20 protein-coding genes are annotated in these 23,145 nt (G+C 72.5%); 11 read left to right on the forward strand and 9 right to left on the reverse strand.

The genetic code is table 11. From position 1 onward, the window contains the following. Window positions 1–160 precede the first annotated feature (160 nt). A complete protein-coding gene (locus MUE36_08025; protein MCU0310874.1) occupies window positions 161–1,255 on the forward strand; it encodes a hypothetical protein in 1,095 nt (364 codons plus the stop codon). A gap of 21 nt (window positions 1,256–1,276) precedes the next feature. On the opposite strand, the gene MUE36_08030 is transcribed toward MUE36_08025, so the two are convergent. Beyond that, window positions 1,277–1,738, reverse strand: a complete 462-nt coding sequence (locus tag MUE36_08030) for a nuclear transport factor 2 family protein (GenBank protein MCU0310875.1) — start codon at window positions 1,736–1,738, stop codon at window positions 1,277–1,279. A gap of 39 nt (window positions 1,739–1,777) precedes the next feature. Then, window positions 1,778–1,990, reverse strand: coding sequence for a hypothetical protein (locus MUE36_08035; GenBank protein MCU0310876.1), 213 nt, complete (start codon window positions 1,988–1,990; stop codon window positions 1,778–1,780). Window positions 1,991–2,197: 207 nt separating this feature from the next. Between MUE36_08035 and MUE36_08040 the strand changes: the two genes are divergently transcribed. The 5 genes from MUE36_08040 (at window position 2,198) to MUE36_08060 (ending at window position 7,233) form a co-directional block, all read left to right on the forward strand. Continuing rightward, window positions 2,198–2,878, forward strand: a complete 681-nt coding sequence (locus tag MUE36_08040; GenBank protein ID MCU0310877.1) for an enoyl-CoA hydratase/isomerase family protein — start codon at window positions 2,198–2,200, stop codon at window positions 2,876–2,878. Window positions 2,879–2,952: 74 nt separating this feature from the next. Beyond that, a complete protein-coding gene (locus MUE36_08045; GenBank protein ID MCU0310878.1) occupies window positions 2,953–3,948 on the forward strand; it encodes an NAD(P)-binding domain-containing protein in 996 nt (331 codons plus the stop codon). 40 nt (window positions 3,949–3,988) lie between these two features. Continuing rightward, window positions 3,989–4,966: an NADPH:quinone oxidoreductase family protein gene (locus MUE36_08050; protein ID MCU0310879.1), complete on the forward strand. Its 978-nt coding sequence runs from the start codon at window positions 3,989–3,991 to the stop codon at window positions 4,964–4,966. A 57-nt stretch (window positions 4,967–5,023) separates the two neighbouring features. Beyond that, window positions 5,024–6,400: a phosphotransferase family protein gene (locus MUE36_08055; GenBank protein MCU0310880.1), complete on the forward strand. Its 1,377-nt coding sequence runs from the start codon at window positions 5,024–5,026 to the stop codon at window positions 6,398–6,400. A 26-nt stretch (window positions 6,401–6,426) separates the two neighbouring features. Beyond that, a complete protein-coding gene (locus tag MUE36_08060) occupies window positions 6,427–7,233 on the forward strand; it encodes a glucose 1-dehydrogenase (protein ID MCU0310881.1) in 807 nt (268 codons plus the stop codon). Between the two features lie 50 nt (window positions 7,234–7,283). On the opposite strand, the gene MUE36_08065 is transcribed toward MUE36_08060, so the two are convergent. From MUE36_08065 to MUE36_08080, 4 genes are all read right to left on the reverse strand, one after another. Next, the gene (locus MUE36_08065; protein MCU0310882.1) at window positions 7,284–7,922 is read right to left on the reverse strand and encodes a hypothetical protein; all 639 of its coding nucleotides are present in this window, start codon (window positions 7,920–7,922) and stop codon (window positions 7,284–7,286) included. A 61-nt stretch (window positions 7,923–7,983) separates the two neighbouring features. Further along, entirely contained in the window at window positions 7,984–9,195 is a 1,212-nt protein-coding gene (locus MUE36_08070) for a cytochrome P450 (protein MCU0310883.1), read from the reverse strand. Between the two features lie 96 nt (window positions 9,196–9,291). Further along, window positions 9,292–10,449 carry a low temperature requirement protein A gene (locus tag MUE36_08075; protein ID MCU0310884.1) on the reverse strand — a complete coding sequence of 386 codons (1,158 nt, stop codon included), beginning with the start codon at window positions 10,447–10,449 and terminating at the stop codon, window positions 9,292–9,294. A gap of 44 nt (window positions 10,450–10,493) precedes the next feature. Then, entirely contained in the window at window positions 10,494–11,912 is a 1,419-nt protein-coding gene (locus tag MUE36_08080) for a wax ester/triacylglycerol synthase family O-acyltransferase (GenBank protein MCU0310885.1), read from the reverse strand. Between the two features lie 171 nt (window positions 11,913–12,083). Between MUE36_08080 and MUE36_08085 the strand changes: the two genes are divergently transcribed. Both MUE36_08085 and MUE36_08090 read left to right on the forward strand, forming a co-directional pair. Then, on the forward strand, window positions 12,084–13,193 hold the full coding sequence (locus MUE36_08085; GenBank protein ID MCU0310886.1) for a nitronate monooxygenase family protein: 1,110 nt from the start codon (window positions 12,084–12,086) through the stop codon (window positions 13,191–13,193). Between the two features lie 21 nt (window positions 13,194–13,214). Continuing rightward, entirely contained in the window at window positions 13,215–14,444 is a 1,230-nt protein-coding gene (locus MUE36_08090; GenBank protein MCU0310887.1) for a CoA transferase, read from the forward strand. A 49-nt stretch (window positions 14,445–14,493) separates the two neighbouring features. Here the strand turns inward: MUE36_08090 and MUE36_08095 are convergent, their stop codons facing one another. Together MUE36_08095 and MUE36_08100 are read right to left on the reverse strand one after the other, a co-directional pair. After that, a complete protein-coding gene (locus MUE36_08095) occupies window positions 14,494–15,360 on the reverse strand; it encodes a hypothetical protein (protein ID MCU0310888.1) in 867 nt (288 codons plus the stop codon). Between the two features lie 139 nt (window positions 15,361–15,499). Continuing rightward, window positions 15,500–16,531 carry a TrmO family methyltransferase gene (locus MUE36_08100; protein ID MCU0310889.1) on the reverse strand — a complete coding sequence of 344 codons (1,032 nt, stop codon included), beginning with the start codon at window positions 16,529–16,531 and terminating at the stop codon, window positions 15,500–15,502. A gap of 216 nt (window positions 16,532–16,747) precedes the next feature. Here MUE36_08100 and MUE36_08105 point away from each other — a divergent pair, with 216 nt between their 5' ends. Together MUE36_08105 and MUE36_08110 are read left to right on the forward strand one after the other, a co-directional pair. Further along, window positions 16,748–19,027 (forward strand): arylsulfatase, encoded by a 2,280-nt coding sequence (locus MUE36_08105; GenBank protein MCU0310890.1) that lies wholly within the window; start codon window positions 16,748–16,750, stop codon window positions 19,025–19,027. A gap of 85 nt (window positions 19,028–19,112) precedes the next feature. Then, a complete protein-coding gene (locus tag MUE36_08110) occupies window positions 19,113–20,627 on the forward strand; it encodes an NAD(P)/FAD-dependent oxidoreductase (GenBank protein MCU0310891.1) in 1,515 nt (504 codons plus the stop codon). Window positions 20,628–20,736: 109 nt separating this feature from the next. Here MUE36_08110 and MUE36_08115 read toward each other — a convergent pair whose 3' ends face one another. Further along, window positions 20,737–22,071: a glucosaminidase domain-containing protein gene (locus tag MUE36_08115; protein MCU0310892.1), complete on the reverse strand. Its 1,335-nt coding sequence runs from the start codon at window positions 22,069–22,071 to the stop codon at window positions 20,737–20,739. 171 nt (window positions 22,072–22,242) lie between these two features. Here MUE36_08115 and MUE36_08120 point away from each other — a divergent pair, with 171 nt between their 5' ends. Then, window positions 22,243–23,142, forward strand: coding sequence for an alpha/beta hydrolase (locus MUE36_08120; GenBank protein MCU0310893.1), 900 nt, complete (start codon window positions 22,243–22,245; stop codon window positions 23,140–23,142). Window positions 23,143–23,145: the final 3 nt, after the last annotated feature.

Raw genomic sequence — 23,145 nt, forward strand, 5'->3', positions numbered from 1 at the left:
GCGCAACGGTAGCCATCGCGGTGCTCGCCACCCGAACTGGGCGGGCACCCCGTCCGCCCGGGTCCCCCGGGGTCGGCGCCGGCGACCGACGCGACCGCCCTGCCGATGATGTGGCATCGTCGGGTACGCCGTCGGACGACACCACGAGGAGGAGCCATCCATGTGGACCGGTCGCGGTCGGATCGTCGGCGCGATCGTGGTGGGTCTCCTCCTCGCGACGAGCGGTTGTTCAACCGGCGACGACACGCGGATGGCCGAGTCGACGACACCCGACTGCCGCGCCGCGGTCGGCGGATCGGCCCGCATCGCCTCGCTCGTGTTCGCCTCGCTCGACGACGGCACCGTGGAAGAGCTCGACCGGGTGCTCGGCGCCGGTGTGGGCGGGATCGTCGTGACCGGCGCGGCCGTCGACCTGGCCGGCGACGGCACCCTCGCCGCCATGCTCGCCGGTTCCGACCTCCCTCCCCTCGTCGGCGTCGACGAGGAGGGCGGACGGGTCCAACGGATGGCGCCCGTGCTCGGCGACCTGCCCAGCGCCCGGGAGGCGGCGCGCACACTGAGCCCCGCCCAGATCCGGGAGACGGCCCGGACCCACGGAGAGGCGATGCGGGCGCTCGGGATCACGGTCGACTTCGCCCCGGTGGCCGACGTGTCCGAGGAGCCCGACTCCGGACCGATCGGTGACCGGAGCTACTCCGACGACCCCGAGGTCGTCACCGCGGCGGCCGGCGCCTTCGCGGCGGGGCTGCGCGATGCCGGGGTCCTGCCCACGCTCAAGCACTTCCCCGGCCACGGTCGGGCGTCGGGCGACTCCCACGAGGGGCTGGTGACCACGCCGCCCATCGACGACATGGCCGCGGACCTGGCTCCCTTCCGCACCCTGACCGGCGAGGGAGAGGTGGCCGTGATGATCGGCCACCTGGCGGTGCCGGGACTCACCGAGGGCGAGGCCGCGTCGCTGTCCCCGGCGGCGATCGAGGGGCTCCTGCGCGACGAGATGGGGTTCGACGGTCTCGTGGTCACCGACGACCTCGGGGCCATGGACGCCATCCGGGACCGGTACTCGGTGGCCGACGCCGCCGTCCTGGCCGTCGTGGCCGGTGCCGACATGGTCCTGGTCCCCGCCAGCTCGATCACCGCCGTCGCCGACGCCCTGGACGCGGCGGTCGACGACGGGCGGCTCCCCGAGGGCCGCTTCGACGAGGCCGCCGGCCGGGTGTTCCGGGCCCGGGGCGGCTGCCCGGGCCCCGGCTGAGACCGCGGACGCCGGCGGCGGTCAGGGCCGGGAGAAGTCGCGGTCGGGCGAACGGGGCGGGAACTTCATCCCCGGAGGGGCCTGCCAGCCCGAGGCGGCGAGGTCCTCGAGGACCTGGGCCATGTTGAGCACGTCCTCTTCGTAACGGAACTTGCCACCGCCGGCGTGGAGCAGGGTGGTGTACCCCGACTGCTGGCGACCGTCGGGGAGGACCTGTCGGTACTTCACCACCACCTCGTCGCCGTCGACGTAGACGTGGTCGACCGGGAAGGTCCAGTCCTCGATGCCGGTCATCGAGTCGACGAGGAACTCCCGGACGGCGTCGATGCCCTCGATCCGACCCCACGCCGGGTCGACGAACACCATGTCGTCGGTGAAGAACTGGACGAGGTCGGACCATGGCGCCCGACCCTCGTCGACCTCACGCCGGAAGGCCAGGTAGCGCTCGAGCGTGGCCGCCAGCTCAGGCGATGCGTTCTCCATCTCGGACCCCCCGGTGCCGTGGTGCGGGCACCCTAGCGGTCAGAGCGCGGTGCCTCCCTCGGTCGCCTTCTGCCATTGGCGGTAGTCGGCGATCGAGGCGCCCCAGTCGAGCGGCGAGTCGCACGTCGGGCACTGGGCGTCGTCGTCGGTGATCGCCGCCGTGCAGTGCGAGCAGCGCAGGATCGGCTCGGGGGCGGCCTCGAACACGGCCGTCGCCCGTCCGGCCGGGGTGATCGGTGCGGCGTCGCTCATCGCGTGGTCCTCTCTCACAATCGGATCGTTCGACCCTCTCCCGGCCGACGGGGCGGCCACCACGGCCGAAAGTCCCCTCCTCCGATCGCGCCGTGCGGAGTCGGCCCGACGAGGGCGGCGCCCCGGAGGCGCCGCTCCCCTAGCCTGCGGGCCGGCCCGACCGCACGGCGGCGGGCCATCGACCACGTCCTGGGGGGGGGTTCCGGCATGACCGGCTTCGTGAGGATCGACCGACCCGGGGAAGCCACGGTGGTGCTCACGATCGATCGAGCCGAGCGACGCAACGCCCTCTCGATCGCGGTGCGCGACGAGATCAGCGATGCCCTCGACGAGCTCGCCGCCGACGAGTCGGTGCGGGTGCTGGTGATCACCGGGGCGGGCTCGACCTTCTGCGCCGGCTTCGACCTCGGGGAGTTCGAGGTGGCGGCGGCCGACGGCGAGTTCGCGACCCGCCTCTGGGCGTCGAGCGACCGCTACCACCGCACCCTGGCCTCCTTCCCGCTGCCCACCGTCGCGGCGGTGAACGGCCCGGCCGTCGCCGGCGGATTCGATCTCGCCGTGCTCTGCGACCTCCGGGTGGTCTCCTCCACGGCCCGCTTCTCCCACCCCGAGCGGACCTTCGGCGAGGTCGTCTACGGCCCGTTGCGCGAGCTGGTGGGTGGGGCCGTCGCCCGCGACCTCACGCTCACCGGCCGCACCCTCGACGCCGAGGAGGCCCTCGTCCTGGGCGTCGCGACGAGGGTCGCGCCGCCCGATGAGGTGTACGGCACCGCCCTGGCGCTCGCCGCCCGGATCGCCGAGGCGCCCCGGGCCCAGCTCGTGGGCCACAAGGCGAAGATCCTCCGGCAATCGGGGCGGGACCCGTCGACGGGGACGCTCGACCTCTAGCCCCTGCCCGGCACGACCACCACGATCGCGACCGGACCGTGGACGCACGGTGACGGCGCTGTTAGAACGCTTCCATGACCCGCATCTACTACGAGGCCGAAGCCGACCTCTCGGTTCTCGACGGCCGACAGGTCGCCGTCGTGGGCTACGGCAACCAGGGCCGCAGCTGGGCGCTCAACCTTCGCGACAGCGGTGTCGACGCGCAGGTGTGCGTCCGCGACGACGCCTCGCGCGCCCTGGCCCTCGCGGAGGGCTTCGCCGCCGCCGAGCTCGAGGCCGCCGCCGACGCCGACGTGATCTGCCTCCTGGTGCCCGACGACGCCATCCCCACGCTGCCGATCAGGCCACGCGACGACGCGCTCACCATCGTGGCCTCCGGCTACACGCTGGCCTTCGGGCGTTTCGACCCGGCCGGCGACCAGGCGATGGTCGCCCCCCGGATGCTCGGCCCCGAGGTGCGGCGCTGCTTCGAGGAGGGCTGGGGCTTCATCACCGGGCTCGGGGTCCACAAGGACGTGACGGGGACCGCGCTCGCCCGCACCCTCGCCGTCGCCCTCGGCATCGGGGGCCTCCGCCAGGGGGCGATCGAGATGTCACCCCGCCAGGAGGCGGTCGTCGACCTCGCCGTCGAGCAGGTCCGGTCCCCGGCCCTCGCCCACGTGAACGAGGCCTTCGTCCGCCTCATGCTCGAGAACGACGTCCCGCTCGAGGCGATCATCACCGAGCTCATGCTCTCGGGCGAGGTCGAGCGCAGCTACGCGCTGGTCCGCCAGGTCGGGTTCGTCGGCCAGCTCGGGTTCCACTCCCCCACGAGCCAGTACGGACAGCTCAGCCGCCGGGGCGCCTACGCCGACGTCGACCTCCGGTCCCGGATGGCCGAGCTCCTCGACGAGATCACCTCCGGACGGTTCGCCGACGAGTGGGACGAGCAACGCGACGCCGGCCACCCCCGACTCGCCGAGCTCTGGGAGGAGTTCGCCAACGACGACATCGCCGCGTTCGAGCTGGACCTGCGTCGACGCCTCGGCGAGAAGGTCACCGCATCCGGTCCGGCGCCCGCCGGCGACTGAGCGCCCCGGTCGGCGCCGGCCCACCGGTAGCGTCCCCCCGATGCGCGCCTGGCAGGTCCATCGCAACGCCGCACCGCGGGATGCGCTGCGCCTGGTCGAGATCGACGAACCCGAGCCGGGACCCGGCGAGCTGCGCCTGCGCGTGCACGCCGCGGCGATCGGGATGCCGGACGCCTTCCTCTGCCGGGGCCGCTACGCCTTCCGGCCCCCGATCCCGTTCGTGCCCGGGCAGGAGGTCTGCGGCACCGTCGACGCCGTCGGCGAGGGCGTCGAGACGGCCGTCGGCACCCGGTTGATGGCGGTGACCAGCTTCTACGACGGCCGGGGCGGGTTCGCCGACGCGACCGTCGCCCGGGCCGACACTGCGTTCAGGGTGCCCGACGCCATGAGCGACACCTCGGCGGCGGCCTTCCGCATCGGCTACTCGACGGCCTGGATCGGGCTCGTCCGGCGGGGTGGTCTCCGTGCCGGCGAACGCCTGCTGGTGCTCGGCGGCGCCGGTGGGTCGGGCACGGCGGCGATCGAGGTCGGTCGAGCCCTGGGGGCGTCGGTCATCGCCGTCGTGGGCGGGGCGGAGAAGGAGGACCTGTGCCGTCGCCTCGGTGCCGAGGTCGTGATCGACCGCACCGAGGTGGACGTCCCCGAGGCCGTACGCGGGGCGACCGGCGGTGCCGGGGTCGACGTGGTGTACGACCCGGTCGGCGGCGCCGCCGCCGACGCCGTCGCCGGGTGCCTACGGCCGGGCGGACGGCTGCTCGCGGTGGGCTTCGCCAGCGGCACGTGGGCCCGGCCGGACACCGCAGCGCTGGTCCGGTCCAGTGCCTCGCTGGTCGGCGTCTACGCCGGCGGGGGCACACGCGACGAGGACGCCGCCGACCACGAGGCGCTGCTCGGCCTCTTCGCCGACGGCCGTCTCACCGTCGCGGTGACCCCGGTGCCGTTCGGGTCGCTCCCCGACGCGGTCGCCCGGGTGGACGCCGGCACGGCGGTCGGCAAGCTCGTCGTCGAGGTGGGCTGAGCAGGCGTCCCGGTCCCGGCCACAGCCTGGCTACGATCCCGCCGGGGGGCGAGCGGCATGACACTGCAACACGATCTGCCCGAGGGGATGGTGGAGTGGATCGCGTCCGTCGGCGGGGGCGAGATCACCCGCCTCGAACGCCACGTCGCCCGGCGTGAGGCGTGGGTGGTCGACGTGACCCGGCCCGACAGCTCGGTGCTGGAAGGCTTCCTCCGCCTCGACCGACACGACGTCCCCGCCGACTCCTCCACGTCGCTGGTGCGCGAGACCAAGGTCATCCAGGCCCTCGCCGACACCGACATCCCCGTCCCCGACGTCTACGGCCGCAACGACGAGCTGCGCTGCACCCTCTTCGAACGGGTACGGGGCCGCTCCGACATCGACAAGGTCGACGACCCCGTCCAGCAGCGGGCGGTGATGGAGGACTTCATCCGGGTGATCGCCCGGATGCACACCCTCGACCTCGACGAGCTCGACCTGGCCGAGCACATGCCCTACCTGCCCCGCACCCCGGCCGAGGCCGCGCTCAACGACGTGGATCTGGCCCTCGAGCAGTGGAAGGGCTTCCTGGCCACCTACACCGAACCGCTCATCACCTACGGGGTGAGCTGGCTGCGCCGCCACGCCCCCACCGAGCTGGCCCGCCTGTCGCTCGTGCAGGGCGACACCGGGCCGGTGAACTTCATGTTCGACGGCAACGAGGTCACCGCCCTGATCGACCTCGAGTGGGCGCACTTCGGCGACCCGCTCGAGGACATCGGCAACATCTGCGTGCGGGAGTTCTGGAACCCCTCGGGCGGGCTCACCGGCCTGTTCCACCTGTACGAGGCCGAATCGGGCATCCCCTACACCCGCTTCGCGGCGCAGTACTACCGGGTCCAGCAGAACGTACGGGGCATGATCCCCATCCACTACATCAGCGAGCACGCCCACCCCCGGGAGTCGCTCGCCTGGTACCTCTGCTACCGCTACCTCGGCGACCGCGCCACGTGTGAGTCGCTGGCCGAGGCCGCCGGGTTGCGCGTCGAACGACCCACCATGCCCACCGAGATCGGCACCGCCGACGTCGTGGCACGCGCCGCCGCCTACTCCATCGAGCGCGACGTGGTCCCCAAGGTGACCGACCCCTTCGCCCGGTCACGCGCCGAGGACGCGGTGCGCCTGGTCGAGGTCATGGAACGACGCCGGCGCTTCGGCCCGGCGCTCGACGAGGCAGAGTGCGACGAGCTCGGCGCGGTGCTCGGGAGCCGGCCGGCCTCCAGGGCCGAAGGGCTGGCGGCGCTCGACCGGCTCATCGACGACGGCGACCTCGACGCCGGGACCGACGCCGCGGTGATCACCTATCTGACCCGACGCGCCTACCGAGACGAGTGGCTCCACCAGCCGGTCGTGTCGCTGTACCCCGAGCGCACCTGGTCGGCGCTCGACACCTGAACCGAACCGACGACCCGAAGGGCCTCATGAGCACCGACCCCGATCCCACCATCACCGGACGCCTCGCCGGCAAGGTGGCCCTCGTCACCGGCGCCGCCCGTGGCCAGGGTGAGGCCGAGGCCCGCCTCTTCGCCGCCGAGGGCGCCCAAGTGGTCCTGGCCGACGTCCTCGACGCCGAGGGCGAGGCGGTGGCCGCCGACATCGGGCCGGCCGCCCGCTACGTGCACCTCGACGTGTCCCGCGAGGACGACTGGCGCGACGCGATGGCCGTCGTCGCCGAGATCGGACCGCTCTCGGTGCTCGTCAACAACGCCGCCATCCTCCGCTTCAGCGCCATCACCGACACGAGCCTGGAGGACTACCTCCGGGTCATCATGGTGAACCAGGTGGGCACCTTCCTCGGCATGAAGGCGGCGATCGGACCGATGACCGAGGCCGGCGGCGGCTCGATCGTCAACATCTCCTCCATCGACGGGATCGGCTCCAAGAACTCCCTGGTCGCCTACTCCAGCTCGAAGGGGGCCATCCGGTCGATGACGAAGACCGCCGCGCTCGAACTGGGCCAGTTCGGGATCCGGGTCAACTCGGTGCACCCCGGTGGTGTGTTCACCCCGATGAACGGCGACATCGCGAAGGATGTGTTCGATGCGGCCCACCGCCAGCTGCCGCTGGCCCGGTCGGCCATGCCCGAGGAGATCGCCACCATGGTCCTCTTCCTGGCCTCCGACGAGGCCAGCTACTGCACGGGCGCCGAGTTCGTCGTCGACGGCGGCTGGCTGGCCGGCGACATCCACCCGATGCTGCCCGGCGCGCCGCCGCGAGCCCCGCGCTGAGCCGAGCCGACCTGGGCCGACCTGGGCCGAACCGAGCCGGCGTCCCGGGCTCAGCGACCGGCCTGACGGGCCCGCACTTCGGCCAGGCGTCGGTCGATGACCTCCCGCACCAGCGGCGAGCGGGGCATGTTCGAGTGCCCGACGTCGCCTTCAACCAGCTCCAGCCCGGGGAACTCCCGGGCCAGCTCGACGTGGTCGCGTTCGGGGGCGATGCAGATGTTCGTCGCCCCCGGCACCATCGCCGTGGTGAGCTGCACCACGCGGTCGCCCCGCCCGGTGATCGAGGTGAGCATCGTCCGGTCCTCCTCGGGGAGGGCGGCGAACGCCTCGGTGACCTCGTGGAGGAAGCGGCTCTCCGACGCCATCGACCTCAGCGCGGCCCCGAGTGGGTACCACGTCTGGCACAGCAGGGCTCCCGCCCACGGTCCGGCGAGCATCACCGGGGGCAGGTACCAGTCGGGTCGGAACAGCCACAGCCACACCACCACGAGCGCGCCCTGCGAGTGCCCGACCAGCTCGACGGGTTCGTCGAAGCGCTTCCGGCAGTAGCGGTGGACCCGCAGCGCGGAGTCACGGGTGTTGGCCATCCCGAAGTGCTTGAGGGCCAGCACCGCCGCCTGCTCGCGGTCCTCGACGAGCGGGGTGTACCAGCGCTCCGCTCCCCGTCGCGGGGCGAAGGTCCCGGCCACCACGACGAAGGGTCTCGAACCGGTCTCCGTCACGACCGCCCCCGGGATCCGTCGGCCCCGATCAGCCCTGTGCGCCTTCGCGGGGTGACGGGGTGAATCGCACGGGCATGCCCTCCGGTCCGGTGATGAAGTTCGACGCCCGGTACTCGAGCGGCTCGTCGGTGGCCAGCTCGATGTCGGGGAGGCGGCGGAGCAGCTCGCCGAACATGGTCTTCAGCTCGAGTCGGGCGAGCGACGCGCCCATGCAGAAGTGGGGGCCGAACCCGAAGGCGAGGTGGTTGTTCGGCGTGCGGCCGACGTCGAGCCGGTCGGGGTCGGCGAACACCTCCTCGTCGCGGTTGGCCGAGGGGTAGAAGAGCATCACCTGGTCGCCCTCGTGGAGCTGCTGTCCGCGCAGCTCGAGGTCACGGGTCACGGTCCGGGCCATGTTCTTGATCGGCGACACCCACCGCAACAGCTCCTCGACCCCCGACTCCAGGAGGCCCGGGTCGGCGACGAGGCGGTCGCGCTGGTCGGGGAAGTCGAGGAGGGCCAGCATCCCGTCGGTGATGACGTGGCGGGTGGTCTCGTCGCCGCCGATGAGGATGAGGAGGCTCTCCTGCACGAGGGACTCGTCGTCGAGGCGCTCGCCGTCGATCTCGGCATGGCAGAGCGTGCTCACCAGGTCGTCCTGACGGGGCTTGGAGCGGCGGTCGGCGATCACCTCGAGCTGGAACTCGCGGAAGGCCAGACCGGCCTCCATCGCCGCGGTCTGCACCTCGACGGTCGGCGTGCCGGTGGTGCCCTTGATGAGGTCGTCGGACCACCGCAGCAGGTCGTCGTAGCTCTCCGGGGGGAAGCCGAGCATGTCGGCGATCACCAGCAGCGGCAGCGGGGCGGCGATGTCCCAGACGAAGTCGCACTCGCCGTCCTCGCAGACCCGGTCGATGATCGTGGTGCACAGGGCCTCGATGGTGCCGGCGTGGCCCTGGACCTTCTTCGGGGTGAACCCGCGGTTCACGAGCGAGCGCCGCTTCTGGTGCTCGGGGTTGTCCATCGAGATCATCATCGGGAGCGGGTCGCCGTGGGGGCGAGGGGCGCGCGCCGAGGAGTACGTCCGGGGGTCCTTCTCGATGGCCAGGACGTCGTCGTAGCGGGTGATGCCCCAGACGTCGTTGGGTTCGTCGTAGTACACGGGGGCGTTGCGGCGCATCCAGGCCCACTGCTCGTAGGGGCGGGCGGCGTACCAGTTGCCGTCGAGCAGGTCGATGTCGTCTCGGACCGCGTGTGCCATGTCGCTCCCCCGGGTGGCGCCCGGGTCTGGAACGCCGGGTCGGGAGCGAACCTACCGTCCCGACGACCCCCGTCAGGGCCGGGGAGGGCGGCCCGCTCAGTCGGCGACCCGGGGATGCTCGATCCGGCGGTTCTCGATCACGAAGGTGACGAAGACGACGACGTCGACGACCACCACCACGACGAGCCCGTTCCAGGACGTGGCGCCGAGCAGGACCGCGGCGAGCGCCCCGAGGGCGACGAGGCGCTCGATCGGGACGGCACGGAAGGCCCGCCACACGCTGACCGCGATCCCCACGACCATGAGCACCAGACCGCCCAGGAGCATGACCCTGAACTGCTGGGGGACGGGGTCGGTGGGATGGAGGGCGATCTCCTCGAGGGCAGCCGCCGAAAGGATCACCCCGGCGACGACGGGGGCGTGGGCCCAGGTGTACACGTCGCGCACGTAGCGGCCTCGTTCCCGGGCCCCGACGAGCGACTCGGCCCGGTGCTCGAGGGCCGGTGAGGGACGGTCGAAGTAGCCCCACCAGAGGAGCCCGGCGAAGACCCCGGCGGCGACGAGGACCGCCACGGTGCTGCCGGGCACGCCACCGCCGGCCTCGAGCGAGCTCACCACCGGGAGGCCGAGCGCCACGATGACCTCGCCCAGGGCGACGATGACGATCAGTCCGTGGCGTTCGGCGAAGTGGCCCGTGCGGATGATCCACTCCCCCCGCCCGGCGGCGATCATCGCCCCGATCGTGATGAGCACCGCCACGATCCACAGGACCGTGCGCCCGGCGCCGTCGACGAAGGATCCGCCGACGATCACGGCCAGGCCGACGACGTTGGGTGCGGCCCATCGCACCACCGATCCGAACTCCGAGCTCGAGCGGTCGTGGCCGAGGAGCTGGGTCGCCAGGCCGATCACCATGATCACCCCGAGCGAGAGGGCGAAGACGGGCCCGCCGGGCCCGAAGGCCGTCGAGATCGAAGCGGCCATCGGCACGCTCGCCACCGTGGCCACGAGGAAGAACACGCGGACGGTGCGCCCGTTGCCCGACACGGCGTTGGCCGACCACGTGAACTGCTGCCACGGGAGCCACAGCAGGAGGAAGAGCAACGTGACCCGCCCGACTCCCTCCCAGTCGGGCTCGGCGATGAGCCGCCCGACCAGCTGGGAGAAGGCGAAGACATAGGCGAGGTCGAAGAACAGCTCGACCGGGTCGGCCGTGAAGTCCTCGGTCCGCTCCGGTACCTCGATCCCCCGCATGGGGAGGAGCGTAGGGGCCGCCGACCGCTCCGGGCGCCTGCTGCTCAGGCCGTGGCGTCGTCGGCGGCGGTGCGTTCCCGGGCGGCGGTGAGGAGCTCGTCGAGGGCGAGCTCGATGCCCTCGGCCAGGCGCCAGGGTTCGGGGACGAGCTCGCGACAGACCATGAAGCCGAAGTCGATGGTCCCCGTGTAGCTGAGGACGGTGATGTTCACCCCGGTGCCGTAGAGCAGCGGCCCCATCGGGTAGAGCGCCTCGATGCGGGCCCCCGCGCAGTAGAGCGGGAACGGCGGGCCGGGCACGTTCGAGACGATCAGGTTCATGATCGGCGGTGTGAGCGAGTCGAGCCCGGCGAGCGTGTACATCCGCGCCGCCAGGTTGATCAGGCCCGGTGCGGCGAGCTCGGTGAGGCCCATGATCTTGTCGGCGGCAAGGGCGTGCTGCATCTCCTTGGCGCTCTGGGTGCTCTCGTGGATCTGGTGGAGCCGGGCCACCGGGTCGTCCTCGTGGGTGGCCAACGAGGCGAACATGGCACCCACCTGGGTGCCCACCGAGTTGTTGTCGCCCTCGGCGCGCAGCGACACCGGGACCTGGGCGATGAGCGGTGCGTCGGGGAGCTCCTCACCGGCCTCGAGGTAGCGCCGGAGGGTGCCGGCGCACAGCGCCAGGACGACGTCGTTGAGCTTGACCCCGAACGCGTCCTTGATCTCGCGGACGTCGTCGAGGGCCACGTTCGTGAACGCGAAGCGCCGGTACGGGGACAGCTCCGCGTTGAACGAGGTCCGCGGGGCCTGGAACGGCCCCGACGGAGGGTTGGGCCGGCGTTGGAAGCCGACGAAGCTGAACGCCTGGCGAACCGTCTGGTCGGCGAACCGGACGACGCGGTACGGCGAGAGCATCATCCGCCCCACCCCGCGGGCCACCAGCTCGACCGGGTGGGGCACGGCCTCGAGCACCCGCGAGGCGACGTCCTCGGGCGGGGGCGGGTCGGCCGGCTCGGGTTCGAAGTCGAACATGATCTGGGCGAGCTCGGTCCCCGAGATGCCGTCGACGATCGAGTGGTGCACCTTGGCGAGGACGGCGACCCGCCCGTCGGCCAGCCCCTCGATCACCCACATCTCCCAGAGCGGGATGCTCCGGTTGAGCTTGTAGCCCACGAGGTCGCCGATCAGCTCCCCGAGCTGCACGGGTCCACCCGGAGCGGACAGCCCCACGTGGTGCACGTGGTAGCCGATGTCGAAGTCGGGGTCCTCGACCCAGCCGGGCCGGTCGAGGCCGAAGGGGACCTCCACCAGCTTCCACCGGAACTGCGGCGTCAGGTGGAGCCGCTGCTCGAGCCGGGTCACGAAGTGCTCGAAGCTGAAGCCGTCGGGCATGTCGCTCGGGTCGAGGACGATGACGGCCGACACGTGCATGTGCCACGACGGCGTCTCGCCGTAGAGGAATGCCGCGTCGACCCCGCTCATCCGCTTCACGTCGATCCCCCGTCCACCCGGCGGACTGCGCCCGGTTCGACCATCTTCTAGCCGATGTCGGCTCCTCGGCGGGACGCGACGGCGGTGAGGGCGTCGATCAGCGGGCGGACCCGGGTCCACCTACGGTGGGGAGGTACGCCTGAACCCCTCCGGGAGGACGCAATGCAGACCCCGCTGTGCGACGCCTTCGGCATCGAGTACCCGATCTTCGCCTTCACCCACTGCCGTGACGTCGTCGCCGCGGTCAGCAAGGCCGGGGGGATGGGGGTGCTCGGGGCGGTGGGCTTCTCGCCCGAGCAGCTCGAGATCGAGCTCGACTGGATCGACGAGCACGTCGACGGCAAGCCCTACGGGGTCGACACCGTCATGCCCCAGAAGGCGGTCGACGTGGAGGGCGCGAACCCCGACGAGATGCTCGCCCAGATCCGGTCGATGATCGACGCCAACCACTGGCGCTACGTGGACGAGCTCATGGATCGCTTCGACCTCCCACCGCTGCCCGAGGGCGAGGAGGCGGGCGGGGTGCTGGGCTGGACCGACGACGTGGCCCACCGCCACGTGGAGATCGCCCTCGCCCACCCGATCTCGCTCATCGCCAACGCCCTCGGCTCGCCGCCCAAGGACGTGATCGACCTGGCCCACGCCCACGGCGTGAAGGTGGCGGCGCTGGCCGGCAAGGCGGTCCACGCGCAACGTCACGTGAACAACGGCGTCGACATCGTCGTGGCGCAGGGCTACGAGGCCGGGGGGCACACCGGCGAGATCTCGACGATGGTTCTCGTCCCCGAGGTGGTCGACGCCATCGCCCCGGCACCGGTGCTGGCCGCCGGCGGCATCGGCAACGGCCGCCAGATCGCCGCCGCCCTGTCGCTCGGCGCCCAGGGGGTGTGGCTCGGCTCGCTGTGGCTCACCACGGCCGAGAGCAGCGCCAGCCCCGCGGTGCTCGAGGCCTACCTGGGTGCGACGTCGGCCGACACGGTGCGGTCGCGCTCGTACACGGGCAAGCCGGCCCGCATGCTGCGCAACCAGTGGACCGACGCCTGGGCCGACCCGGAGGGACCGGGGCCGCTGGGCATGCCGTTGCAGAACATCCTCACCTCCGAGGCCAACGCCCGGATCGCCCGTTCGGGGCGGGCCGATCTCCAGTTCGCGCCGGTCGGCCAGATCGTCGGCTCCATGAACGAGGTGCGCCCGGTGCGCGACGTGATGTTCCAGCTCGTGGAGGAGTACATCGAGGCCGTCGAGCGCCTCGGTCAGGGCCTCGAGGTCTGAGCGGGCTCGGAGGGGACGTCGATGTGGGGTGAGGACGGCCGCGCCGACGGCGACGGACCGGCGGCCACGGGGCCGCTGGCCGGCGTGAAGGTGCTCGACCTGTCGATCGCGCTGACCGGCCCGTACGCCGTCGCCCTGATGGCCGATCAGGGCGCCGACGTCGTGAAGGTCGAGCGCCCCGGCATCGGCGACATCGCCCGCTGGGTGGGGGTGGCGGTGAACGACATGAGCGCGTTCTACCTGGCCTGCAACCGGGGGAAGCGGTGCATCGCCGTCGACCTCGGGACCGACGAGGGCCGTGCGATCGTGCTGCAGCTGGCCGCCGAGGCCGACGTGGTGGTGCAGAACTTCCGGCCGGGGGTGATCGACCGGCTCGGGCTCGGCTACGACGCCGTGCGGGCGATCAACCCCGAGGTGGTCTACGCCTCGATCTCCGGCTACGGCCCCGTCGGCCCGTACCGCGACCGCAGCGCGTACGACACCTCGATCCAGGCCTACGCCGGGTTCGCCGCCAACCAGGCCGACCCGAACGGCGGTCCGCCGACCTTCCTCCGTCAGAACGGTGCCGACAAGGTGAGCGCCCTGTTCGCCTTCCAGGCCGTCACCGCGGCGCTGTTCGCGCGTGCGACGGGCCGCGGGGGCCAGCACCTCGAGCTCGGGATGGCCGACGCGTGCGTGTCGTTCCTGTGGGCCGAGTCGGCGGGCAACGAGGTGCTGTTGGCCTCCGACGGGTCCATGCCGTCGAGCTTCAACGCCGGCTTCCAGCCCATGCGCTTCCTCGACGGTTGGGGCATCGTCGTGCCCACCACCGACGCCGACTTCGCGGGCATGTGCAAGGCCCTCGACGTGCCCGGATGGGACGACCCCCGCATCCGGACGGTGGCCGAGCGCCGCAAGCACCGCGACGTCCTCGAGCCGGTCATGGACATGTGCTACGCGATGGCCGCCAACCTCACCCAGGACGAGGCTGTCGCCCGCTTCGAACGCGAACGGGTGGCGTTCGCCATGGTGCTGTCGGCCGCGGAGATCGTCGACGACCCCCACGCCGTGGCCATCGGGATGTTCACCGAGTTCGACCACCCCGTCGTCGGTCCGGCCCGCCTCCCCCGCCACCCGACCGCCTTCCACGGCACTCCGGCGACACTCGGCGGACCGGCGCCGGCCCTCGGCCAGCACACCGACGAGGTGCTCGCCGAGCTCGGGCTGGCCGGGCGAACGGCCGAGCTGCGCGCCACCGGCGTGGTGGCCTGAGGACCTTCACTCGACGCCCTGGCCCGCGCCAGCGGGCCGACGTCCCGCGTCAGCGGGCCAGCGCGCCTCGGCCGAGCAGGTCGATCGGGACCCAGGCCGACCGGTTCCTCGTCCAGGCCTGCCCCGACTCGGGGTCGTACTCGCTCGGCAGGTCGACGCCCTCGGGGACGTCGGCGGTGAGGCCCGCGGCCCTCGCCGTCAACAGGCAACGCACCGCGTGGTCGGCGAAGCACAGGACCCCGGCATGGCCGGGGTCGATCCCGGCGTCGCGAGCCAGGGTGAGTCCCTTGGCCGCCACGCCGGCGGTGCTGAGGTAGGTGACGGTCCCGTCGGGGGCGATGTCCGGCTCGACCGAGATCACGTTTGCGACCCCCATGTCGTCGAGGATCCGGGCGACCTCCCACTGGGCGATGATCGGCACCGGGTGCTCGTCGACGAACTCGGCGGCCAGGCGGGCCAGCTCCTCGTTGGTGGGGCCGGGGGCGAGGTCGGACATCGCCGGCACCGCTCCGCCGGCCTGCACCGCCTCGGCGTCGACGCCCGGGGCGAACCGGTAGCCGTAGGAGAACACCCACAACGAGTCGACCTCGTCGGCCGGCACGGTCGACGGGGTGTAGGACAGCGCCGGGCTGGCGGCGATGTCGCCGTCGGCGAGCACGACGAGGGCCTCGACCGTGCCGTCGTCGAGCCCGGCGACGACCGTCGTCGCCAGGGCCTCGTCGTCGAGCTCGGCGGCGAGTCGCCGGGTGAGCTGGCTGCGGTCGTCCATCGGCAGGTCGGGAAGAGGTTCGGTCGTGGTGGCGGACAGGCCCTGCGTCGTCGGCGCCCCGCTCGACTCCGTGGTCGCATCGGAGCACGCGACGCCGATCGTCGCCATCACCACGAGGATCCCCGCCGTCGCTGCTCTCAGGCGCACCGACCCAAGCTATCCGCCGGTGTCGAGCGCTCCGGCACGACCCGGTCCACCTGCGGAAGGCGACCGGCAGCCCATCGGTGTCGCCGCGCCGCACCGCGCTCGCGCTCCCGAACGCGTGACCGGCCGGCGCCGTGCCGGCTCACCCGGCAGGGCCGAGCTTGACGATCTCGTCGCCGGTGGTGATCGTGCCGGCCACGACGACACGGGCGCAGATGCCCCGCAGCCGGTGCTCGCGCCCGGCACGGCTGTTGACCCACCGGTGGGCGGCGACCCCGAAGCGGCGGGCGAACTTGGCGCACCCGGTGTGCGGCTTGGCGGTGACCTCGATGACCGCCGAGCCGATGCGCAGACGGGTACCGGTGGGGAGGTTCCCGGGTGACAGGTCGAGGTCGACGAAGAGCTGGTCGCCGGCCAGGGCCATGCGATCGTCGCCGTCGGCCACCAGGCGGGCGCAGCGCGAGTTCATGATGTTGAGCTGGGCGGCCGGATCGGCCGCTCCGTCGGCGGTCGAGCGGCTGCCCCGGACCGACCAGCTGTCACCGACGAGGCCGACCTCCGGATCGAGCTCTCCGGTGGTGACGACCTCGCGGTCGTCGACGTCCGGGCGGCGCACGATCAGGTCGAGGCGCCCCCGGTCGGACGGCGAGCGACGCACCTCGGCCAGCCACGCGTCGGGCTCGGGCGTCGGGTGCGGTTGTTCGCCCGACGACCAGTAGCCGGCCATGAGCTCGGTGCTCCACCGCGGTTGGAGGACGTCGCCACGGGGGCCGAACTCGGCCATGTAGGGCTTGACGTCGAGTACCGGGGTCCCGTCGATGGCGTCGAGGCCCCGCACCTCGAGCACCCCGCCCGAGCGGACCGCGAGGAGCTCGCAGACCGTCGTGCCGATCCGGTTCGGCCGGTTCCGGGCGCGCTGGGCGAGGATCCCGACCTCGGGCCAGGCCCGGTTGCCCCGGGGACGCCGGGTCCCGTGCTCCACCTCGGCGGGGTCGACCCGGTCGAACACGTAGACCACCTCGATGTGGGAGAAGGACCCGAGGCCCACGACGGCGTCGACCCCGAGCACGTCGAGGTCGAGGTGGATGGCGCTGTCGACGTGGTCCCAGTCGTCGTCGGTGGCCTCCGTCCGCGCGCTGCGCACCGTGCCGAGAGGCGTCATCACGTAGCTCATGGCCACAGTGTCCCCCACCGACCTCTCTGAGCCGACGCACGTTTCCGCCGCGGTGTCGACGCGATGGGCCGGCCCGGCCGGCCGGTAACCGCCCGCCGGCCGGGCGACGCCGGAGCGGACAGACTGTCGCCCACGCGGCGCGCTCAACGGGCCGCACCGAAGGGGCACGATGCGAGACGAGACGACGGTGAACGGTTCCGCAGGGCGGTGGAGGGCGTGAGCGGCCCCGACCGCCCCCCGGGCTTCGACGGCACCATCGGCCGCACGCTCGCCGAGTCCCGGCCCTCGTGGCCGGATCCCCGCCACCCGGGCGCGCAGGCTCCCAACGTCCTCGTGGTCCTCTTCGACGACCTCGGGTTCTCCCACTTCGGCTGCTACGGCTCGGACCTGCCGACGCCGAACATCGACCGGCTGGCCGCCGGCGGGGTGCGCTACACGAACTTCCACGTCACCGCGCTCTGCTCGCCGACCCGGGCGGCGCTGCTCACCGGCCGGAACCCTCACGAGGTCGGCATGCGGGCGGTCGCCAACTTCGACACCGGCTTCCCGCACATGCGCGGCCGTATCAGCGACCAGGCGACGACGATGGCCGAGGTGCTCCGCGACGCCGGCTACGCCACCTTCATGCTCGGCAAGTGGCACTTGTGCCCGATGGGCGAGGCCTCCGCGGCCGGCCCGTACGACGCGTGGCCGCTCCAGCGCGGTTTCGACCGGTTCTACGGGTTCCTCGACGGCGAGACCGACCAGTTCACGCCTGACCTCGTCTACGACAACCACCGGATCGACCCGCCCCGGACGCCGGAGGAGGGCTACCACCTCACCGAGGACCTCGTCGACAGGACCCTCGAGTTCGTCAACGACTCCGTGTCGATCCGACCCGATCGGCCGTTCTTCGCCTACCTCGCCCTCGGGGCCACCCACGCCCCCCACCAGGCGCCGGCCGAGTACCTGGCCCGCCACCGGGGCCGCTACGACGACGGGTGGGACGAGGCCCGCGGGCGGTGGTTCGCGCGCCAACGCGACCTCGGCATCCTTCCCCCGGGCACCGACCTGGCCCCCCGCAACCCGGGTGTCGATGCGTGGGACGACCTGTCCGACGCCGGTCGTCGCCTGGCCGCTCGCCTCCAGGAGGCGTTCGCGGCGTTCCTCGAGCACACCGACGACCAGATCGGACGACTGGTCGACGGCCTCGCCCGGATGGACCTGCTCGACGACACGGTGATCGTCGTGCTCTCCGACAACGGCGCCAGCCGGGAGGGGGGCCCGTTCGGGGTGCTGCACGAGATGAAGTTCTTCAACTTCCTGCTCGAGACGCCCGAGGAGGCCGTCGCCCACCTCGACGAGGTCGGCGGGCCGCGCAGCCACTCGAACTACCCGTGGGGCTGGGCCCAGGCCGGCAACACCCCGTTCAAGTGGTACAAGTCGAACAACCACGAGGGTGGGGTCCACGTACCGTGCATCGTGCACTGGCCCAACGGGATCGACGACGTCGGCGCCATCCGTCACCAGTTCCACTTCGTGACCGACATCGCACCGACCGTCTACGAGCTCGCCGGCGTCGAGGCCCCGGAGGTGTACCGGGGGGTGCCGCAGCTCCCGATGGCGGGGACCTCGATGGCGTACACGTTCGACGTCGGCGCCGCCGGCGAGCCGAGCCGGCGCACCGCACAGCACTTCGAGATGATGGGCCATCGGGCCATGGTCCTCGACGGGTGGAAGGCCGTCACCCTCCACCGCGAGGGGAGGCCGTTCGACGACGACGTGTGGGAGCTCTACGACCTCACCACCGATCCGTCCGAGTGCCACGACCTCGCCGCCGAGCACCCGCAGCGCCTGGCGGCGCTCGTCGACGCGTGGTGGGAGGAGGCCGAGGCCCACGGCGTCCTTCCCCTCGACGACCGCACGGTGGAGCTGTTCTCCGCCCGTTTCGCGGACCACACCCCCCACCGCGCCGACCGGCGCTACACCTACCGGCCGCCGATGTCGTACCTCCCGGCGCAGGTGACGGCGGCCGTCGGAGGCCGTAGCTGGGACCTCACCGCAACGGTGGAGCGGGGACTCGGCGAGGGCGGCGTCCTCTACGCACTCGGCAACGGCAACGCCGGGCTGTCGCTGTTCGTCCTCGGCGACCGGCTGGTGTTCGACTACAACGCCTTCGGCGACCACACGATCGTCGAATCGGAGGGGCCGCTGCCCGCTGGGCCGTGCGTGCTCGGCGTCCGGTTCCGCCGCATCGAGGACGGGGGCGTCGCGACCCTGACGGTCGACGACCGGGCGGTGGGGTCGGCGGAGGTCCCGTTCGTGATGCGGGTCGTGTCGAGCGTCGGGGGCAGCGTGGGCCGCGACCACGGGATGGCGGTGAGCGACCGCTACACGAGTCCGTTCCCGTTCGAGGGGGTCCTGCACTCGGTGGTGGTCCAGCTCGTACGCGTCTCCGACGGCCGGGACGGCGACGTCGCCGCTGCCGAGCAGCGGTCGGCCATGGGCCGGCAGTAGCGCCGCCGACCGGCGGGTGGCCTGGGCCGGCGTTCCCTCCCTCGCGGCGTTTCCGGTGACGACGAGACCGCGCCAGGATGGAGCCATGGGGGACACGACGGACGACACCACCGGAGACCCGGACGCCGAACCCGGCACCGGCGCGACCGTGCCGGGCCGGCGCGGTCGGCGCATCGCCGTGATCGGGGCCGGTCCGGGAGGGATCAGCACGGGTCACTACCTGCGAGAGGCGGGCTACGAAGACTTCACGATCTTCGAACGCGACGGCGACGTGGGCGGCACGTGGCAGCGCAACCGCTACCCGGGCCTGGCGTGCGACGTGTGGAGCCACGTCTACTCGTTCACCTTCGCCCTGAACCCCGGCTGGAGCCGTTCCTACGCCGCCCAGCCGGAGATCCTCGCCTACATGAGGGCGACCGTCACCGAGCTCGACCTGTGGCCGCACATCCGCCTGAACACCGGCATCGCCTCGGCCCGTTGGGACGACGACGCCGCCGTCTGGGTGCTGACCACGGACGCCGGCGAAGAGGTGGTGGCGGACGTGGTCGTCAGCGGCCAGGGGATGTTCGGCGAGCTGAAGTTCCCCGACATCGAGGGCCGCGACTCGTTCGAGGGGATCGCCATGCACACCGGGGCGTGGGACGACTCGGTCGACCTCACCGGGCGACGGGTGGCGGTCATCGGGTCGGCGGCCAGTGCGGTGCAGAGCATCCCCGAGATCGCGAAGGTCGCCGGCCGGCTGCACGTGTTCCAGCGGTCGGCCAACTGGGTGCTGCCCAAGGAGGACGTGGAGCACACCCCCGAGCAGCTCGAGCAGTTCACCGATCCCGACGCCCTGCAGGAGTACCACGACGGGATCATGTCGTTCATCGGTCCGAGCAACCCGTTCTCGAACCCGGAGATCAACGGTGCCGCGGAGTGGATCGCAGCCTGCGCCATCGAGGTGGTGGAGGACCCCGCCACCCGACGGAAGCTCACCCCGACGACGCCGTGGGGGTGCCTGCGGCCGCTGTTCTCGAACGACTACTACCCGACGTTCAACCGCCCGAACGTGGAACTGGTCACCGACCCGATCGAGCGCATCACCCCGACCGACGTCGTGACCTCCGACGGCACCGAGCGGGAGGTCGACGTGATCGTGTTCGCCACCGGCTACGTGGTCGACAAGTTCGCATCGCGCATCCCCATCACCGGGCGGGGCGGCCTCGCGCTGTCCGAGGCGTGGGCCGACGGCGCCCGGGCGTACATGGGCGTGACCACGACGGGGTTCCCGAACCTGTTCATGCTCTACGGACCCAACACCAACGCCGGCTCGCTGATCCCGATGATCGAGTACCAGGCCCGCTACGCCGTGAAGGCCCTCCAGGCGATGGACGCCGCCGGGATCACGTGGATCAACGTGCGGCGTGAGGTGATGGACGCCTACAACGACGAGCTCCAGGCCGGGATCGACGGCGTCGAGGTGTGGAAGGGCGGGTGCAGCCACTACTACCTGAGCGACTCGGGCCGGGTCGTGACGCAGTACCCGTGGTCGATGTTCCGGTTCCGCGACGCGGTGGCCGAGCCGAACCTCGACGACTTCGAGGTCGGTACCCGCTGACGTCGAGACGGCGGCGACACCACCCGAACTGTTGAGTCCCGGGATCGCCTGAGCGAGCTGGGGACTCAACAGTTCGGGAGGGACGTTCGATCCGGTTCGATCGGAACGGTCAGGTGGCGGCGCTGCGTTGGGCCACGAGCCAGCCGAGCATGCGGTCGTACTGGCTGAGGATGCGGGGCCCGTAGTTGGGGTCGGTGGCCCACACGCCCCCGAGCTCGTTCCACGTCTGGCAGCACCCGCGCGGCCCGTTGAGGTTGGGGGCGGCCCGCGGGAGGTCGTAGGTCGGGTTGGCCTCGGCGTACGACTCGAGCAGTTGGATCTGGGCGAGCACGCCGATGTCGGCCGTGGCGAACGGGAACCCCGCGGCGCACGCCGAGCAGTGTCCGATGCCGGCGAAGTTGTTGGCGGTGATGGTGTCGCGGTTGGCGAACCAGCCGGTCTCGTGGATCGCCTGGGCGAAGGCCATGTCCCCCCGGATCCCCTCGGCCGTGCCGTGGTCGACGAAGAGCCGGACGAGCTCGGCGACGGGCACCGACGCCCGCGAGCCGCGACCCTCGCCCTCGTACCACCTGGTCAGCTCGTCGGCGGTGAACAGCGTGGGGCCCTGGAGGGAGAGCTGCCACGACGATCTCGGGCTCGCCTCTTCGGCCGACGCCGTGCGCAGCTCGGTCCGAGCGTCCACGAGCGCGGTCGACGCCAGCTCGACCCGACCGTCCTGGTCGGCGGCGGCCTGCCGGGCGCGCTCGAGGGCCTGTTCGGCGGCGTCGACGCCGGCGACGGAACGCGCCACGGCGCGCTCGGCGCTCGTGACCTGGCGCTTGTGGTGATCGACGGCGGCTGCGAACAGGCGCCGCTCCTGCTCGCCGGCGGTGGCGTCGCCGCGGAGCGCGGCGACGAGGTCGCGGCCGGGGGTGTGCATGTAGGCGTAGATCGCCGTGGAACCGAGCTGCTCGCGGGCGGCCTCGAGCCGGCGTCCCGCGGCGGTGCGGGCCGCCTCGGCGTCGTCGACCGCGGCCCGGGCGCCGGCCTCGACGTCGCGGGCGGCGGTGGCCGCCGCCTGCTGCTCGGCCAGGACCTCCTGGGCGTCGATGACGGCGAGGCGGGCCAGCGACACCCGGATGCGCGGCGACGGGTCCGGTTCGGGCGGGCCGGGCGCCACCGGTGACTCGTTGATCAGCGGGGGCACCGGGGCGCCGGGGGTCGTCGGGATCTCCGGGACGAACTCGGTCACCGGGTCGTCGACCGGCACGGGCGGATCGGGAGCCACCGGCGGATCCGGCGTGAGGGGCACCGGGGGGGCCGTGGTGGTCGTGGGCTCCTCGACGGACTGGCCGACGGCGTCGCTCACGCCCACGGTCCCGCTCGCCGCCACGATCGCGAGCACGGCGAAGACCCGTCCCCACGACCGGGCGCGTGCGCCGACACGGGCTCGCTGTGGTCGCACGCCGGCCATGATCGCCCGTTCGCCGCACGGCCCGCAAGGGCCCCTCGTGTCGGCGCCGCTCGCGTCGGCGGCGGGACCGCCGACCCCCGGACTCGAGCCGCACAGTACCGTCGGGACCGGCGACCGCAGGGCGGACACCACGACGAGCCCGGGGACAGGGGAGCACCAGGGATGGCCGAGCGCATCACCTACGACGAGTTCGCCTACTTCGCCGACAACGCCGCGGAGTACGGCATCCCGTACGACGGTCCGCCGACCGTGCGTCGCGAGCGGGTGGAGGTGGCGCCGGGCCGGCACCTCTCGGCCCTGGTGTGGGGGGACGCTCCACCCGAGCTGGTGCTGCTCCACGGCGGCGCCCAGAACGCCCACACCTGGGACACCGTCGCCCTGGCCCTCGGGCGTCCCCTCGTCGCCGTCGACCTGCCCGGTCACGGCCACTCCGACGGCGGCATCGCCGGCAGCCTCGACGTCGGGCGCAACGCCGACGACGTGGCCACGGTCGTCGGGGCGCTGGCCCCCGGCGCCAGCACGGTGGTCGGCATGTCCCTCGGCGGGATGACCGCCCTGGCCCTCGCCGACCGGCACCCCGCCCTGGTGCGGCGCCTCGTGCTGGTCGACGTGACCCCCGGGGTGGACGGCCCGAAGGCCCAGTCGATCGTGGCGTTCGTCGACGGGCCCGAGAGCTTCCCGAGCTTCGAGGAGCTGCTGGCCCGGACCATCGAGTTCAACCCCACCCGCACGGAGTCGTCGCTGCGGCGCGGCATCCTGCACAACGCCGAGCAGCGCGAGGACGGCAGCTGGGTGTGGCGCTACCGGCGCTTCCGGGAGGAGGGGGAGGTGGGCGCCCACCCGGAGTTCACCGACCTGTGGGGGGCGGTCTCCCGGCTGGGGGTCCCGCTGATGCTCGTCCGGGGCCTGCGCGAACAGTCGGTCGTGGACGACGCCGACGAGGCCGAGCTGGTCCGCCGCCGCCCCGACGCCCGGGTCGAGCACGTCGCCGAGGCCGGGCACAGCGTCCAGGGCGACACCCCCGTGGAGCTGGCCCGTCTGCTCGACGACTTCGCTCCCTGACCG

Source organism: Acidimicrobiales bacterium, assembly GCA_025455885.1.
Lineage (GTDB): Bacteria > Actinomycetota > Acidimicrobiia > Acidimicrobiales > Acidimicrobilacustridaceae > Rhabdothermincola_A.